Source organism: Brevundimonas sp. (assembly GCF_035935935.1).
In the GTDB taxonomy this organism is placed as follows: domain Bacteria; phylum Pseudomonadota; class Alphaproteobacteria; order Caulobacterales; family Caulobacteraceae; genus Brevundimonas.
In genome coordinates, this window is record NZ_DASYWO010000008.1 from 80,857 (window position 1) to 94,230 (window position 13,374).

A 13,374-nucleotide genomic window follows, 5' to 3' on the forward strand; every position below is an offset into this window, starting at 1 on the left:
CGCCTCACCAGTCATTGGCGTCGTAGATGTCGCCTTCATTGTCCAGATGCAGATAGTTGGGATTGAACATGCCCACATTCTGCAACGCACGAAGGTTCGGAATCGTCAGGCGTTTGCCCTTCCAGACGATCAACCCCGACGCGCGCAGGTCCTGAACGGTCCGGTTGACGTGCACGGACGACAGGCCCGTGGCGTCTGCCAGATCCACCTGCGTCATGGGCAGGTCGCAGGATTGGCCGTCCGTCAGGCCCACGGCGCGAAGACGCAGGAACAGCTCGCACAGCAGGTGGGCCATCCGCTCCACGGCCGAACGCTGGCCGACGTTCAGGATCCATTCCCGCGCGATCGCCTCCTCGACCATGGTCGCCCACCACATGGCCTGGGCTATCCGGGGGGATTCCGACGTCACGGCGATCATGGCCTCGCCGCCGACCTCGGCGATGGTCAGCGGACCGACGCTGGCGATGGAGTGGTCCATCTGTTTCAGGATGAAGACGCGCGGGTCGCAGATGTCGCCGGGCATGAAGAAGCCCACGATCTGGCGGCGGCCGTCCTCCAGCGTCTTGTAGCGGCAGGCGAAGCCGTCCAGCACGATGTTGACCACGCGGGGCCGGTCGCCTTCCCGGACCACGTCCTCGCGCGGGCGCAGGCTGCGCACGCCCAGGGCGCCCAGCCGCTGCAGGGCGGCCTTCTCCGACGGCGACAGGCGCGCGTACCGTTCCAGCTTGCGGATGAGATAGGTCGCCACGTGGGCCGACTCATTTTTTTCGCCCGTCATGCGGGCATCTGGACAGACGCGGGGCCGCGCTGAACTTAAGCAGGTTAAGCGGAACGCGCGGCTTTGCCGTGAGTTCGAATTCAATTGGCGACGGACGCTTGCGGGGCCTTTCGCGGCCGCCGGGGCCGAGGTCGCCGGATCGACGGACTGACATGCCTGACCTTCGGAACCGACGCGTGCTGATCGTGGAAGACGAGTTCTTCCAGGCCGACGACGTGGCCGACGTCCTGACGCGCGAGGGGGCGGTGATCGTGGGGCCCTGCCGCGACGCCGACGCGGCGCTGCGGGAACTGGACGCCGCTCCGATCGATCTGGCGGTTCTCGACATCAATCTGGGCGGCGGCCCCGGCTTCACCGTCGCCGACGCGCTCAAGGCCCGCGGCGTGCCCTTCGTCTTCGCCACCGGCTATGGCGCCGCCACCGTGCCCGACCGCTTTGCGGACCATGCCCGGTACGAAAAGCCATACGACCCCCGGGATCTCGCGCGGCTGCTGACCGAACTCAGTTGAGAGGGGCGTTCTTTGCGGGACAGGCGTTATGGGGCAAGTGGCGACGTTTGCCGGGGCCAACAGCGGCCGCCTGCGTTGCGAAACTTGCAGGCTGCACAGCGTCAGCCGCCGCTCATCGCGAACCGTACAACCCAGCTGTCGTGCTCGCGACGCAATTAAACGAACACTCCATTTGATAACAGCATATCATGTCCAGTTGGGGGCAGTTTGCTCGATGTGTATATCGATCGCATAAAAGATTCCACCAATGTAGGTGATCTGCTGGTGCGATACGGAACCTTAGCATCTTTTATTTCATCAAATTTTCTGATTGGTCTGCCAGCGACGTCCTCAATCATCGGTACTCCGTGAACGTTCACTCTGTATATAGGACGGAGTGGCGCTTTCAGGGGCGCGCGCTGTGGACCAATCCACCTCTTCCTGTGCAGCTCCCCATCGGTAGTCCAAGCACCCATGACGGGGCTCTTAAGATCTTCAGTGTTTATATTTAAGTTCGTTCTGTAAACTTCATACAAAACAATATAAAAAACTATTCCTGGATGCTGAACTTGAGCAATAGAGTAAAGGTCATCGCTGACAGGAATTCCGATGAGGTCGCCCCGCTCGACAGGGTTCAATTTTTGCTTCATTGTAGGTCTACCATAATCTCGGCCCAGTACGAGGTGGTAAAAAATGTTGAGGAAGGCGGGAAGGGGCTATTTCGTTTCGGCGGTTCTCTAGAGCTGCGGGGCGACCTGGCCGACTTGGACCTCCGCGGCCGTCGATTGCCCGTTGCTCAGCTTGCCGGAGTGGCATGCCCGGCTCCGCCCTGTCGATAATGGTGAACTCGTATTCCACCCCGCCTTGACGGTTATGATCACGCTGACGTCTCTCATAATTTGCCTGATTGTTACATCTTCCCACGTAACACCTTCCAGATTGCGGATTAACGCGAAGATATACAATCCCCGAAGCTTCTTCCGTAGCCAATCTCACGGCGCGCCGAGCGGTAATTGCTGCAATCGCTTCCCCAGAAGGGATCGTTGCGATGTCAAAAGCTATCAGACCTACATCAACCGCTAGGCCGATCGGGTCCTCCCGCCATTCGTCTTGAATCCATTTGCCCGCGGCCCGGAAGGGCTCAAGAAGATCTGGATCTTGGATCGATCTGTCCTCGCCGACGCTCCACGCGTCCACCCCGATCCCGCCCGACTTAAGCATCCCCGTCGGATCCGCGGCATTGAACGGGTCGTTTCCGACGTATTGGTATAGGTTCAGACTATCCTCGTAGCCGATGGGGTCCGTTTGCAGGAACCGGCCGATGCTAGGGTCGTAGGCGCGCGCCTTATAGTGCCAAAGCGGCACCGTGGCCACGAGCGCGGTCTGGCCGGTGTAGCGGAACCGCGGCCCGGCGAAGCCGTGCGCGGCATCGGGACGGCCATAGGGATCGTAGGTGTAAGGGCCGCCGACGAAGACGCCGTAGCCATCCGTTTCGGCGGCGATCGAGCCCTGATGATCCGCAAGGTACCAGGCGCGGGGAATGGTCCGCCATTCGGCCAGCGGCTCGTCCGGGCCGGGGCCATGGGCATAGCGGGCGGTCAGGACGTTCGAGCCGTCGTACTCGGCGGCCAGCCGGTCGCCGTCCCAGAGGTATTGCACGACGCCGGCCGGCGCGCTGGTCCGCTTGATGCGGCCGAGGGGGTCGTAGGCCACGTCCAGCTGGAGGACGCCCCCCTGATATACCGACACCAAGCGGTTCTCGACGTCGTAGCCGTAGGCCCGCACGCCGTCCGACGTCAGATTGCCTCGGGCATCGTGGGTGAACGCCGTCCCGGCGACGGAATCGTACTGGTTCAGACCGTCGCGGACATAGGGCGTGGCCGACTGCGTTGGCATGGCGAACTGCCAGGCGGCGTTCGACACGTCGCGGCTGACCGCCTGACCGGCCGGATTGACGACAAAGGCGTAGGACACGTCGCCCACGGGCCCGCCCAATAGGTCGTGCGTCATCGACCAGTCGCGGCTGTTCGCGACGTAGGCCCAACTCGTCGTCACCGCGTTGCCGCGGGTGAGCGCGACGCGCCGCCCCAGGGCGTCGTACTGAAAGGCCCCGAACAGGTCCGAGCCCACCGGCGCCTGCGAAATACGCCAGACCAGCGTCATGCGGTTCGCCAGGTCCCAGTCGTAAGACAGACCGTCGCCGGCAAACACCAGCGCCGTCCGTCGTCCCGCCAGATCGTAGGACGACGTCAGGGTACGGCCATAGGCCGTCTCCGTTAGGGGGCGACCGAGCGCATCCCACGTCCAGGCGACGCCGTCCGAGGTCGAGCCGGAGGCGACGAAGGTCGCGGTCAGCCGCCGGTCCAGAAGGTCGTAGGTCGTGAACACGTCGTCCGCCGTGCCGAGACCCGGCACGGTCTTGGTGGTCTCTCGGTTCAGGGCGTCGAAGGCGTAGGTGATCGTCTGCCCATCGCGCAGCCGACGCGACGTGACGTTGCCCGCGGCGTCGTAGCCGTACTGCTCGTAGTCGCCGGCGTTGGACGCATGGGCGCCGACGGCGGCGGCGGGGAACTGCAGCTGGCCGATGCGGTCGAAGCCGTCATAAACGTAGGTCGAACGATTGCCGTTGGCGTCCTCGACCCAGTTCACCTGGCCGTTCGGCGTCCAGTTCTGGCGGCGCGACACCTGCTCGGCGGACGTTCCGAGGGCGGAGGTCACGGTCACCAGCCTGTCCGCGGCGTCGTAGGCGTTGCGCGTGATCCGATCCTCTCCGAACGCGCCGGGCGACGTGGGCAGGGTGCAGGCGGATGCAGGCAGCGCCGAAAAGGCCGTCGGGTCCATCCTCTGGGCCGTGCAGAGCAGGCGGCCCTCGTCGTCAAAGGCATACTGCGTGACTCCGATCGTGCCGGTGCCCAGAACCTGGACGTCCTTCGCCTTGCGTCCTTGCGCATCGTAGGCGGTGACGATCTCACTCAGCACCGTCATGGCCGCAAACGCGGCGTCGGACTGCCCCGTGGCCGAACCTTGCTCGACCTCCGTCGCCTGGCCGTCGGCGTTGAAGCGCGTCCGGGTCGCCGGAAAGGGCAGGGGACCAGCGCCGTCCGGATCCGGTCCGATCACCCCGACCTGCCGGCGCAGCGCGTCGTAAGCGTACCAGGTGGTGTCGGCCGTCCCGGGAAGGGGGCCGTCCACGGTGAGCTGATCGCCTTTGGCGTTCCACGTCGTGGAGGTGGTGGCCAGCAGAGAACCGTCGCCTGCGCCTGACGCGACCGAGACCGGCAGGAGGTTCGAGCCTTGGGTAGCGCTCCCGACCTGGTAGCTGGTCGTGGTCCTCACCTCCTGCGCGGTGCCCACGCAGGTGGATGCCGTGCCCGAGGCGCAGCTCGAGACCTGAACCGGCAGCGTCACCGCAGGCGCGGCGACCTGCGTGGTGGACGCGCTGGTGCGTCGCCACGCCTGGAGCGACTGATAGGCGTAACGCGTCTGCGGTCTGTCCTGCCCAGGCGCCGCAGCCGGGCGGGTCGCCGTCAGCAAGCCGCCGTGTGCAGAGTCGTAAGTATAGTCGGTGACCGCACCCCTTTCGTCAGTTGACGTAAGAGGCTGATTGCAGACCCGTCGGTTGGCCGCCGTGCATGTAGAGGCGTAGGTCCAGTAGGTGTTGATGTCTGCGGCCGGCGCAGACGGTTTGGCGGTTCGCTGAATCCGCTCGATGTTGCCGCGTCCGCCGCGGTGGTAAATGATCTTATTGCCTTCAGGATACGTGATCTCGTTGAGCCGTTCCTCCGTGTCGTAGCGGAGAAGGGTCGTTCCCCCTGTGGCGTCGATTATCGCGCCGAGGCGCTGCATCCGTTTGTAGCGCCCATCGGCCCCGGCGCGGGGCCAAATCGAATCCGAGTTCTATACTGTGTCTGGGCCGAGTTCGGGTCTGTGACGGTAACCCACCGAAAGGCGGGAGATGGGTGGCTGTATTGGTAGAGCCAAGTGCCTCTGCCGTCCGAGTATGTTTCTACCCGCGGCTCCTCGTCAAAATATGTGTACGTCAGCGTAATGTCAGATCGGCCCGGCTCTGGGAAGTCGAGTATTGCTAGACCGCCGCCGCTGAATATGTATTTTGTGGTCTCATTGAGTAGATTTGTTACAGAGTAACCGCCCGGAACGGCAGCATACTGGACCTGCGGCCATGATTGCGAGAGATTGCCGCACGTATCGGCGGTCGGATCGCACCAGTCCACGGCGTTGTTGATGCCGATGGTCTTGGCGAGGGTCCGGAACGCGAGGAGCTCTGCGTCAGACGTTGGCGTAGCGTTATAGGCGTACTCAAATTTGATTTGGTAGCCGAGGGTGCTGGTGACCGACTGGATGCGGTAAACAGGCAGGTTGGTGCCGTAGGCAGCCGAGCGATAGTACCAGTCCCACTGCTCGCCGTTTGGCTTGACCAACTGAACAATGCGTCCCCCATCGCCTGCCGGCGGAGAAATGCCGGGAGGTCCCGCTGGCGGGTACGCCATGCTCGTCGAGAAAGTCCGAACCGTGCCGTCTCTGGCCGTGTGCACATACGAGGATGGCGAGACATACTCGAGCGTAGATCCGTCGCCTTCCTCTGCGCTCATGAGCGTTGAGCCCGACGACCTGAAGAGGCTGCTCTCGGGTCCGATGCCCACGGTGTACAACCACTCGAAGACTCCGGGTGAGGGCTCGCCGATGAACTCCACCGTAATCAAGCCATCGAACGTGCTTCGTTCTGATGAGCCTGAGATCGTGCGCGTGTAGGACAGACCCGAAGTCTCGGATCCAATAGCGACATCGGTGACCGAGGTTACGTGAAAGCCCCGGACGACGTCGACGTTGTTGGCGTCAACGGTGTAGTTTTCAGGTGGCTGCGGCCCCGCCGCCGTCTGGGCTCATGCTGCTGACGCGGCGCTGCAAGTGATGGCGACAGCTCCCGCAACCGCAACAAAGCGAGTGATGGCGTCAGCTGACATCGATCGACACCGTGATGTTGGCCGAATAGGCGATCGTCGAAGCCGCGTCCGTCACGCGGCAGCGCCAGGTCGAAGCCTTGATCCAGGGAAAGCCGGGGTTGCCCGTGAAGACCCAGCCGCTGGCGGTCGAGCTCGGATGCGTGGCTTGAGTGGCCTGGTTCCCGGAGACGCGCTGCCACAGGTAGGCATAGGGCGGGACCCCGCCGCTCGCTGACGCGACGATGGGCGGATCCTCGCCGTTGGGACCGCTCTGCCAAGTGGTCGCGGTGATCGCGACGGCCAGCGGCGCAGGCGGCGGCGGAGGTGGCGGGGGAGGGGGTGGCGGCGGTCCCGAGCCTGCCCACACCTGCGTGCGGTTGCCGGCGGCGTCGTACGTGTAGGTGATCGTCACGCCGTTCGGATAGGTGGCCGACGTGAGCCGGCCCAAGGCGTCATAGGTGTAGACGACTGGATCAGCGGCGAACGCACTTCGAGGTAGAAGCGCCAGAAGCGCGCCTCCCGCCAGAAGCCGGCCAAGCGTGGTTCGACGATCGTGCGACAAGAGCCCCCTCCAATCCCGCGTCAGCCTACATGGGCACACGGACGGCAGAGAGCGTCAACTAACACCGATATGCGCCAGGATCGGTCGCAGGAGCTGACTCGCTATAAGCTTCGCTGGCGAGCTGATCTAGCCCCCAATCAACCTCAAACTACATGAGATGATAGGGGGTAGCTGTTAGCGGGTAGTTTGGTGCGATCAAGAAAGTAAGTGGCCGGATCGAGTCTAAGGAACCTATTTTGGTGATTGGATCGGACGCGGCCATGGAGAAATGCTCATTCGTGCTGACTTCACGTCCCCACAAGTGAGAAACACGTTATTCCTGATCTTTAAGCTGCTCACCACCGCGGTATCGCGGTTCACATTCCTCCATATCGCGAGAAGGTGACGGGATAGGCGCTGGCGGCCTTTCGGCGACTCCGCGCCGCTTCGCGCCCGGAGCAAGGTTCAGGAAGGCGCTGGGGGCCGCCGCGACCTGAGCGTGGTCCACGAGCTCCGGTTTTTTCTCAACCGTCGGACTTTCCCGGCCGGGGACGGCACGCTTTGGCGCGGGACGGTGACGCCGGGCGGATTTCGGCGCGCAGGAGTTTGTGTTGTTTCGGAGATTGCAGCAGCTGTTTGATTGCTTGCAGAACATCGGTAACCATCAGCGCCGCATGGGCGCCTCGTTGAGTCGCGTGCGCACGGGGTCAGTTGCTTCCGACATGTTGGCGATCACGCTGAAAGAGCGACTGCTTGCGCGGTCGGACACGGCCGTCGTGACCATATGCGGGACCGAAAGCGGCCGCCGCGACCATGACCTCACGGGCGGCTGCCTTGATGCCGCCGCCCGGGCCCGGGCGGCGTCCCTGCTGGCCGCTTTTGACCCGGCGGCCGGGCCTCTGGCGGTGGTGATGCCGTGCGGGACGGAGTTTTTGGAAACGCTGTTCGCCTGCATCTACGCGGGGCTGACCGTCGCGCCGATGGCCCCGCCCCGGGGGCCGGCCCAGACCTCCCGCTTCAACGCCATGGTGGAGGACTGCAGGCCCGTCGCCATCCTGTGCGCCTCCGCGACCAGGGGGGCCGTGGAGACGGCGACGGCCGGGCAGCGGGCGCGTGTCCCGGTCATGGAGGCGTCGGAGCTGCCGGCCCGCCCCCCGCTTCTCGCGTCGCCGGCGGCCGACGCGTCGCGGCCGGCCGTGCTTCAGTACACCTCCGGATCCACCCGCGCCCCGCGCGGCGTCATGCTGTCCGGCGACGCGCTGCTGGCGAACGCCGCGCTCGTGTCGCGCACATGGGGCCAGGGACCTGATGGCCGGATGGGCAGCTGGCTGCCGCACTTCCACGACATGGGCCTGATGTCGATCCTGTATCCGATGCTCAACGGCGGCGTGACCTTCCTCATGGATCCCCTGCACATGATCCAGCGCCCCGTGCGCTGGCTGCGGATGATTTCGGAGCGGCGGATCACGGACAGCGGAGGCCCGGCCTTCGCCTTCGCGCACGTGCTGAACGAAGTGACGCCCGAGCAGAGCGAGGGGCTGGACCTGTCGTGCTGGTCGGACGCGTTTTGCGGGGCGGAGCCGGTCGCCGCGGAGCTGATGGCGGCTTTCAGGACCCGCTTCGCGGCGAACGGACTGGCCCCGCATGCGGTTCACGCCAGCTACGGGCTGGCGGAGTACGCGCTGATGGCCTGCGGCGGACAAGGCAGGCCCGACGAACGTCGCCCGGACGCGCCGCCGGGCTGCGAGCGGGTTGAGCCCTGCCGCATCGCCGGCGAGATGAGCGACCTGATCCGCATCGTCGACCCGGACACCGGAGCGCCCCTGCCGGACGGGGCCCCGGGCGAGATCTGGTTGAGCGGCCCGTCAAAGGCCGACGGTTACCTCGGCGACGCGGGTGCGACGGACCGGCTGTTCCACGCGCGCCTTCCGGGCGACGAAAGCGGCGCGTCCTGGCTGCGGACCGGGGATCTGGGCGTGCGGCGCGAGGCGGATCTCTATGTGACGGGTCGCCTGAAGGACGTGCTTTTCGCCAATGGACGAAAGATCCCGGCCCCCGACGTCGAGTCGCTCGCCGCGCGACAGGATCCCGCGCTCAACGAGATGGCCGCGGCCGCCTTCATGGCCGACGACCTCGTCAGCGGCCGGGCGGTCCTGCTCATCGAAATGAAGCGCCGTGCCAGGCTGACGGACGAGGCGGCGACGCGGGACCGCATCCGGCGGGCCGTGATGGGCGCCTGGTCCCTTGACCTCGTCGAGGTGAGGTTTCTGGCGCCCGGCAGCCTGCCGCGCACCAGCAGCGGCAAGGTGCAGCGCCGGCTGGCGGCTCGATCGCATCCGGTTCAATCGATGGCGCCCGCAGCGTGACGACCGTGACCTCCGCCTTTGAGCCGATGCGGCGCAGGACCGCCGGCGCCCGCCCCGGTCGCGGCCTCGTCACCGTCGACGACGCCGAAACGGCCGCGGCCGTCTTTCGCGACAGGGCGTGGGGCGTCGCGGCGATCCTGCCGCACATCCAGGCGCTCGGCCGCGAGGGCGGGGCGGACCTTTCGGGTCTGGAAGGCGCGGCGCGGTGCTCGCTCGTCTACCAGTCGGGCCGCGATCACCTGCTGACCCGTCGCGCCATGGCGTCCTTTCTCAGCGCAGGCGGCGTCGACCGCTGGCGACCGGTGGTGGACGCGCACGTCGCGGCCATGATGGATGGGCTGGAGGCGGCCGCGCAGCCCGATCTGGTCAGGGATTTCTCGCGCCCGCTGTTCGCCGCCTGCGTCCGCGACGTCTTCGGTCTGCGGATCGAGGACGACGAGGCTGCCTTCTTCACCGACGTCGAGCATGCGCGTCGGTTCACCGAGCCGCTTCTGCGTCTGCGGGAGCTGGTCGCCGTGCAGGCGGCCTACGAACGCTTGCGGCAGCGCGTTCCGGACCCGGATGGGCCGTCGAGCGAGGATCTGCCGCCCCCTTTGGCCGCGGCGCTCTTCGCGGCGGACCTGCCGCCGGGCGTCGACCCCGCCACGCTGCTGGTCTCCCTTTGCGTCGCGGCGCACACGGCCGCGGAGACCCTCGCCTTCGCCCTGTGGGGGCTGCTGAAGGACGGGGCGCCCCGGTGGGCCGACGTCGGCGCCGAAGGCTGGGCCGGGGCGGAGCTGGAGCGCGTGTTGCGGGACTGGCCCTCGACCCTGCGCCTGTATCGGCTGGCGCAGGAGGCCACGAGCCTGCAGGGCGAGCCGATCGCGCCAGGCGATCTGGCGATGATCGACGTGCCGGCGGTCAACGCCTCGCTCTGTCCCCATGCCGACGTCCGGACGGGTCAGTCGTTCTCGTTTGGCGACGGCGTGCACAAGTGCCCCGGCGCCGCATTCGCGCGCCTGCTGATCTCGCGCGCCTTGCCCGCTCTCGCCCGGCGGTTTCCTGATCTGCGCGTGGTCGAAGCAGAGGCGAGGATCGAGCGGACCCAGATGGTTCAGGCTCCGGTGGCCTTGCCGTGCCGGCTGCGGCCTGCCGCCCGCCGCGCGACGATGCGACAGTGGGACGTGGTCGATCCCGTCGTGGCGCGCGCCATCGCCACCGACGACGTCCGCTTCGGGCCGCCCGACATGGCCCGACACCTCACCGCCCTGCAGGAGGCGAGCGGACACGACTTGTCGACCGTGATCCGCATCGCGCGCAACGCCCCCTTCTTCCTGTCCGGCCCCCGGCACGCCCGCATCCGCCTCTCGGCCTTCGAGGTTCTGGGGAGCAACCGGGTGGCTGCATGGGGCGGGTTCGTGGACGACGCCGTCGCGAGCGCGCTGGATCGGCTCGAACGCGTCGAGGCTCCGGATCTGGTTCGCGACTATTGCGAGCCGCTGTTCCGGACGGTGTGCGGGGCCGTGCTGGGCATCCATCCGCGCGATCCGGCGTCGTTCGACGCCCTCGCGTCCCGCCTGCAGGTCGTGCTGGAACCCCTGCGCTCACTGCGCGCGATCGTGAGCGCGCAGGAGGTGTTCGACGGACTGCTGTCGCTTTTCGATCCGTCGGACATCCCGGTCCACGTCGACCGCCCCGCGTCGCTGCTCGAACATCTGGCTCACGGCGACCCGGAGGACCTCGATGCCGAGGATCGGAAGGCCGTCGTCCTGATCATGTACGGCGCAAGCTTCAACGTCGCGCACACGTTGGCCAACGCCGTGGAGCGGTTGGCGGGCGAACCGCGGGAAAGGCGAAGCGAACTGATCGAGCCCGCGGCGATCGCGGCGCGACTCGACGCGCACATCGTGCCGCAGGCGGCTTCGCCCCGCTTCATCTACCGGATCGCTCACTGCGACGGCGAGGTGGAGGGACTGAGGTTCGCGGCCGGCGACACGATGCGATTGAGACTTTCGGCCATCAACCGAGACCTGGGCGCCGGACATTTGGCGTTCGGCCACGGCCTGCATCGATGCACCGGCGCCGCCCTGTCGCGGATGATGATCCGCAAGGCCCTGCCGGCCCTGTTCGCCCGCCACCCCGATCTGACCCTGCTCGACCCGGCGCCGCGATACGCCGACAACTCGCAGACCGTCATTCTGACGGCCCTGCCTTGCCGCCTCCGACCTTTGCCCGAAAGCCGTTGCGTATGACCGCCTCCACCAAAGCCGACGTCGCCGCCTTCCTTCGCGACCACATCAGCAAGCGCACCCGGACGCCGCCGGAGCAGATCTCCGGCTCGACGGTGCTGGTGGACACCGGACTGGAGTCGATCGACGCCGTCCTGATCTCGGGACACGTCGAGGACGCGTTCGGGATCGAGGTCGAGCCGTCCCTGATGTTCGAATTCCAGACGCTGGATGAGGTCGCGGACGCGGTGTTCGCGCTGATCCGCGCCCGATGAGCCGCTGGCATCTGGGGCTGTCGACCTCCGGCCACGACCCCGCGCTGGCGCTGGTCGACGCGGAAGGCCGCATCCGGTTTGCCGAAGCCACGGAGCGTCACCTGCAGGACAAGCGGGCGTGGGGCGCGGCTCCGGACCATTTCGGTCATCTGTCGTCTGCCCTGGCCGCGGCCGGCTTCGACCCCGCCGCCGATGAACTGGTGGTCGCGTCCAGCTGGGCGCGGGTGAAGGCCGATCTGCCGGTTGCCGTGTCGAACGCGCTGCTTCCGGGCTCCGACGGCCTGTGGTTGCGCGGCCTGCAGGCGCACGCCCAGGCGGAGGCGGGGGCCTCGCTGCTGCGTCTCGGACTGACGACCGCGATGCCCGAGGTTCGCCGCTTCGACCACCATCTCTGCCACGCGGCCGCCGCCTGCGTCAGCGCGCCGTTTAGGGATGGCGTCTGCCTGATCATCGACGGCGAGGGCGAGGTGGGCGCCGCCAGCCTGTTCCGGCTGCGCAATGGCCGGCTGGAGCGCCTGTGGCGGTCATGGGGGCCGGGAAGCCTGGGCACCTGGTACGCCTGGCTGACCGGCGCATGCGGGTTCGACTGGCGGGCGGGCGAGGAGTGGAAGGTCATGGGGCTGGCGGCGTTCGGCACGCCGGATCCGGCCCTCGTCGACGCGCTGGAGACCATGCTGGAGATCGAGGACGGTCGGCCGCGGCTGCCGGAGCCGGGCGTACTCGACGCCGCCAGGTCGCACGCGGCGCCGTTCATGCGGACGGCCGATCAGGACGTCGACCGCGGGGCCGTGCTGGCGGCCAGCGGTCAGGCGGCGTACGGCCGGCTGGTCGACCGGATGCTGGCCGCATGTCTTGGCCCCGAGGACCGCAATCTCGTGCTGGGCGGCGGCTGCGCGCTGAACTCATCCTACAACGGCACGGTCCTGAGCCGCTTCGGGCTTGAGCGGGTTCACGTGCCCAGTGCCCCTGCAGACGACGGCAACGCCGTGGGGGCCGCCCTGCTGTCATGGATGCAGGACGCGGAGACCGGCGCGGCGCCTCCCGCGCAGGCCTCGCCGTTTCTGGGCTCACGGGTGGACCCGAGGGAGGTGGCGCGGGCCGCGGCGACCTGCGGTCACGCGTCAGTGACCGCCTGCGCAGGTGCGGAAGGGCCCGCCGCCCTGGCGCGCCGGCTGGCGGCCGGCAAAATCATCGGGGTCATGCGCGGAGCGGCGGAGTACGGGCCCCGCGCGCTGGGGGGGCGATCCATCCTCGCCGACCCGCGCGGAGCCGACATGAAGGATCGACTGAACAGGTCCGTGAAGGGACGCGAGCCGTATCGCCCCTTCGCCCCGGTGGTGCCCGCGGACCGGGTCGGCGAGTGGTTCGACCGGCCTCAGCCGTCCCCCTACATGAGCTTCACCCTGCCGTGGAAGCCTTCGGTCCGGGACTCGGTGCCGGCCGTCGTGCACGCCGACGGAACGGGCAGGCTGCAGACCGTGGACGGCCTTGCGGACCCGTGGATGCGCGACCTGCTGAGCGCCTTCGAGGCCGAGACCGGCGTGCCGATCGTGCTCAACACCAGCTTCAACGTGATGGGCAAGCCGATCGTCCACAGCGTGCAGGACGCCATGGCGGTGCTGTCCACGACCGGCCTCGACGGCGTGCTGCTCGAGGACGTGCTGATCGAGAAGACGGCATGATGGACCTCGCCACGCGGGCTGGAGCGCAGCCATCTCCGTCCTGAGCCTGGAATTTCTGCTGGTCTGGCTGCCGGCG

Annotated in this window: 9 protein-coding genes; 5 read left to right on the top strand and 4 right to left on the bottom strand. The window is 67.1% G+C overall.

What is annotated here, in order from left to right:
- Positions 1-4: 4 nt before the first annotated feature.
- Entirely contained in the window at positions 5-748 is a 744-nt protein-coding gene (locus VGR32_RS08730; protein ID WP_327449835.1) for a Crp/Fnr family transcriptional regulator, read from the bottom strand.
- Between the two features lie 182 nt (positions 749-930).
- Here VGR32_RS08730 and VGR32_RS08735 point away from each other — a divergent pair, with 182 nt between their 5' ends.
- Entirely contained in the window at positions 931-1,287 is a 357-nt protein-coding gene (locus VGR32_RS08735) for a response regulator (protein ID WP_327449836.1), read from the top strand.
- A gap of 636 nt (positions 1,288-1,923) precedes the next feature.
- On the opposite strand, the gene VGR32_RS08740 is transcribed toward VGR32_RS08735, so the two are convergent.
- The 3 genes from VGR32_RS08740 to VGR32_RS08750 all read right to left on the bottom strand — a co-directional run bounded on the left by VGR32_RS08740 (position 1,924) and on the right by VGR32_RS08750 (position 6,789).
- The gene (locus VGR32_RS08740; RefSeq protein WP_327449837.1) at positions 1,924-5,112 is read right to left on the bottom strand and encodes an RHS repeat-associated core domain-containing protein; all 3,189 of its coding nucleotides are present in this window, start codon (positions 5,110-5,112) and stop codon (positions 1,924-1,926) included.
- Entirely contained in the window at positions 5,091-5,987 is an 897-nt protein-coding gene (locus tag VGR32_RS08745) for a hypothetical protein (RefSeq protein WP_327449838.1), read from the bottom strand. The genes VGR32_RS08740 and VGR32_RS08745 overlap by 22 nt, the downstream gene beginning before the upstream one ends.
- Before the next feature lie 250 nt (positions 5,988-6,237).
- Entirely contained in the window at positions 6,238-6,789 is a 552-nt protein-coding gene (locus VGR32_RS08750) for an RHS repeat domain-containing protein (protein ID WP_327449839.1), read from the bottom strand.
- A 701-nt stretch (positions 6,790-7,490) separates the two neighbouring features.
- Here VGR32_RS08750 and VGR32_RS08755 point away from each other — a divergent pair.
- From VGR32_RS08755 to VGR32_RS08770, 4 genes are read left to right on the top strand one after another with little or no spacing between them, the layout of a single operon-like run.
- Entirely contained in the window at positions 7,491-9,134 is a 1,644-nt protein-coding gene (locus tag VGR32_RS08755; protein ID WP_327449840.1) for an AMP-binding protein, read from the top strand.
- Positions 9,135-9,139: 5 nt separating this feature from the next.
- A complete protein-coding gene (locus VGR32_RS08760; RefSeq protein WP_327449841.1) occupies positions 9,140-11,365 on the top strand; it encodes a cytochrome P450 in 2,226 nt (741 codons plus the stop codon).
- Positions 11,362-11,616, top strand: a complete 255-nt coding sequence (locus VGR32_RS08765; RefSeq protein WP_327449842.1) for an acyl carrier protein — start codon at positions 11,362-11,364, stop codon at positions 11,614-11,616. Before VGR32_RS08760 ends, VGR32_RS08765 begins: the two co-directional genes overlap by 4 nt.
- Positions 11,613-13,298 carry a carbamoyltransferase family protein gene (locus VGR32_RS08770; protein WP_327449843.1) on the top strand — a complete coding sequence of 562 codons (1,686 nt, stop codon included), beginning with the start codon at positions 11,613-11,615 and terminating at the stop codon, positions 13,296-13,298. Before VGR32_RS08765 ends, VGR32_RS08770 begins: the two co-directional genes overlap by 4 nt.
- Positions 13,299-13,374 lie beyond the last annotated feature (76 nt).

What these genes read in the sequence shown, in the direction of transcription:
- VGR32_RS08735 (WP_327449836.1), top strand. Translation starts at nt 931, where the DNA reads ATGCCTGACCTTCGGAACCGACGCGTGCTGATCGTGGAAGACGAGTTC.
- VGR32_RS08740 (WP_327449837.1), bottom strand. Translation starts at nt 5,112, where the DNA reads ATGCAGCGCCTCGGCGCGATAATCGACGCCACAGGGGGAACGACCCTT.
- VGR32_RS08755 (WP_327449840.1), top strand. Translation starts at nt 7,491, where the DNA reads ATGTTGGCGATCACGCTGAAAGAGCGACTGCTTGCGCGGTCGGACACG.
- VGR32_RS08765 (WP_327449842.1), top strand. Translation starts at nt 11,362, where the DNA reads ATGACCGCCTCCACCAAAGCCGACGTCGCCGCCTTCCTTCGCGACCAC.
- VGR32_RS08770 (WP_327449843.1), top strand. Translation starts at nt 11,613, where the DNA reads ATGAGCCGCTGGCATCTGGGGCTGTCGACCTCCGGCCACGACCCCGCG.